General features: G+C 70.0%; 3 protein-coding genes. 2 read left to right on the top strand and 1 reads right to left on the bottom strand.

The genetic code is table 11. The features are described from left to right. The coding region (locus AB0C29_RS42435; RefSeq protein ID WP_360833181.1) for a polysaccharide lyase family 1 protein at positions 1-1,141 on the top strand (1,141 nt) is incomplete at its 5' end. A gap of 66 nt (positions 1,142-1,207) precedes the next feature. Here the strand turns inward: AB0C29_RS42435 and AB0C29_RS42430 are convergent. Beyond that, a complete protein-coding gene (locus AB0C29_RS42430; protein WP_360833179.1) occupies positions 1,208-2,026 on the bottom strand; it encodes a phytanoyl-CoA dioxygenase family protein in 819 nt (272 codons plus the stop codon). Between the two features lie 73 nt (positions 2,027-2,099). On the opposite strand from AB0C29_RS42430, the gene AB0C29_RS42425 reads away from it, so the two are divergent. Then, the coding region (locus tag AB0C29_RS42425) for a LacI family DNA-binding transcriptional regulator (protein WP_360833177.1) at positions 2,100-2,712 on the top strand (613 nt) is incomplete at its 3' end.

The following is a 2,712-nucleotide window of genomic DNA, read 5'->3' as shown; positions in this document are numbered from 1 at the left end:
CGACGCCGCCCACACCTTCGTCGTGCACAACCGCGCCGAACTCATCGCGGCCCTGAGCGGCGAGGCCGCCCCGCGGCTGGTCCTCGTCGACGGCCGGTTCAGCATGAGCGTCGACGCCGAAAACAAGCCGCTGACCTGCGCGGACTATGCCGACCCGGCGTACAGCCTGGAGGCTTTCCTGCAGGCGTACGACCCGGCGGTCTGGGGCCGGGCGACCAAGCCCACCGGCCCGCTGGAGGAGGCCCGGGTCCGCTCGGCCAAGCGCCAGGGCGACCAGATCAAGATCATCGTGCCGTCCGACACGACCGTCATCGGCATCAACGGCGCCCGCATCGAGCACGGCAGCATGGTGCTGCAGAACGTGCACAACGTGATCGTGCGCAACATCGAGTTCACCGACGCCGCGGACTGCTTCCCGGCCTGGGACCCCACCGACGGCTCGACCGGCAACTGGAACTCGCTCTACGACCTGGTGTCGCTGACCGGCGCGACCAACGTGTGGCTGGACCACAACACCTTCAGCGACGGCAACAACCACGACGCCGCCCAGCCGCTGTACTTCGACCGGCCGTACCAGGTGCACGACGGGGCCAGCGACATCATCCGCGGCTCCGACCTGGTCACCGTCTCGTACAACAACTACTACGACCACGACAAGACGATGCTGATCGGCTCGACGGACACCCCCGGCGTGGACGTGGGCAAGCTGCGCGTCACGGTGCACCACAACCGCTTCGGCAACGTGGTCCAGCGCGCGCCGCGGGTCCGCTTCGGCCAGGTGGACATCTACAACAACCTGTACGTGGCCACGGCCGAGGACTACGGCTACTCCCTGGGCGTGGGCTTCGAGTCGAGCATCTACGCGGAGAACAACTACTTCCTGCGCAGCGCCGACGTCGGTGACGGCGACCTGATCAAGTACTGGAAGGGCACGAAGATCACCGCGAAGGGCACGCTCGTGCAGGTGGGCAGCCGGGCGCCGCGAGCGGTGGACCTGGTGGCGGCGTACAACGCGGCCTACGACCCGGACTTCGCCCCGGACGCGGGCTGGGTGCCGACGCTGCGCACTCGCCTCGACCCGACCGCCCTGGTGCCGGTGATCGTGAAGGCCGCCGCGGGATCACGCCGCCTCGGCATCTGACGAACCGCCTCGGCATCTGAAGGACCGATAGCTCGGCCGGGCCGCCGTGCCCGGCCGAGTCGTTTCTCAGGCCTCGCCCATCACCAGGCCCTCGATGGTGTGCTTCTGGGTGATCGGGGTGAGGGTATCCACGACCGCGCAGTGCAGGTGAGCCTTGACCTGCTCCGGCAGAGCGTCCCAATAGGCGCGGGTAACGGCGGTGTCGTGCCGTTCGCCGTTGCCCGCGCCCGGCGCGTCCACGCCCAGGACCAGCACCGGCCGTGACATGTCGGAGTAGTTGCGGGTCCCGCGGTGGATGGTCAGTGCCGAGCGGGCCGAGATGTCGCCGCGCTTCGGGTATTTGCGGACGGCCCGCTCTTCGTAACGGGGGTAGAAGGGCTTCGGCGGGAACATGCCGTGACCGAACTCCGGCTCGTCGTCGAACTGGGTGCCCGGGGCGATCTCGAACGGCCCCATCTCCTCGGTGGTGTCGACGCCGGTGAGGTTGAACGCCAGCGAGTTGAGCCGCCGTTCCTGGCGGGTGACCTCGGGCATCGGGAAGTCCCGGTGCCACGGCTGGTTGACCGCGCCGGCCAGCGGGACGTCGAAGCCGAGCTCGACGATCTCGTACTCCGGGCCCAGCACCGCCTCGCACACCGCGGTGACCCACGGGTGGGTGACCAGGTCGACGAAGCCGCGCAGCTGCTCGGGGTGGATCTCGACGTAGTAGCGGTGCGGGCCGCGGCCGACCGCGCCGCCGGGCCGGGACCGGGCCTCGGCGAACGCCTTCTCGATGTCCTCCCGGACGGTGTCCGTCCAGGCCACGCTGAAGGCGCCCGGACAAGCGGTGATCCCCTGGTCGTAGATGGCGTCGCGAGCCCGCACGCCGGCGTCGGTGTCAGTCATGCCCTCACTTTGCAACGTTGCATGCAACGTGGCAAGTGGTAGCCGGTAGGGTTTGCACCATGGGAGGTCGATCATGACGGCGAGCCTGCGGCAGGTGGCGGAACGCGCCGGGGTGTCGATCCGTACGGTGTCGAACGTGGTCAGCGGCTTCGCCCAGGTGGCCCCGGAGACCCGGGCCCGGGTGCAGCAGGCGATCGACGAGCTCCAGTACCGCCCCAACGCCGCTGCCCGGCACCTGCGCGGCGGCCGGTCCGGACTGGTGGCGCTGGCCATCCCGGAGATCGCCTCGCCGTACTTCGGTGAACTGGCCGGCCTGCTCGTCCGCGAGGCCGAGCAACGTTCGTGGATGCTGCTGGTCCAGCAGACCGACGGCGACGCCGAGCACGAGCGCCGGCTGCTCGACGGCGTACGCGGCCAGGTCATCGACGGTCTCGTGCTGAGCCCGTGGGCGCTGTCCCCCCAGGAGCTGCGCCGGGGTGCTGGGGGCGTACCCGTGGTGCTGCTCGGTGAGCAGGACGCGGACGGCCTGCTGGACCATGTCGCGGTCGACAGCGTGGCCGCGGCCCGCGAGATCACCCAGCACCTGATCGCTGTCGGTCGCACCCGGATCGCCGCCGTCGGTCTGCAGCCGCATCTGGAGAACGGCACGGCGGCCCGCCGCCTGGAGGGCTACCGGCAGGCGCTGG

It is taken from the genome of Actinoplanes sp. NPDC048791, from assembly GCF_040650095.1.
Lineage (GTDB): Bacteria > Actinomycetota > Actinomycetes > Mycobacteriales > Micromonosporaceae > Actinoplanes.
This window is presented reverse-complemented; position numbering and strand designations above follow the sequence as displayed.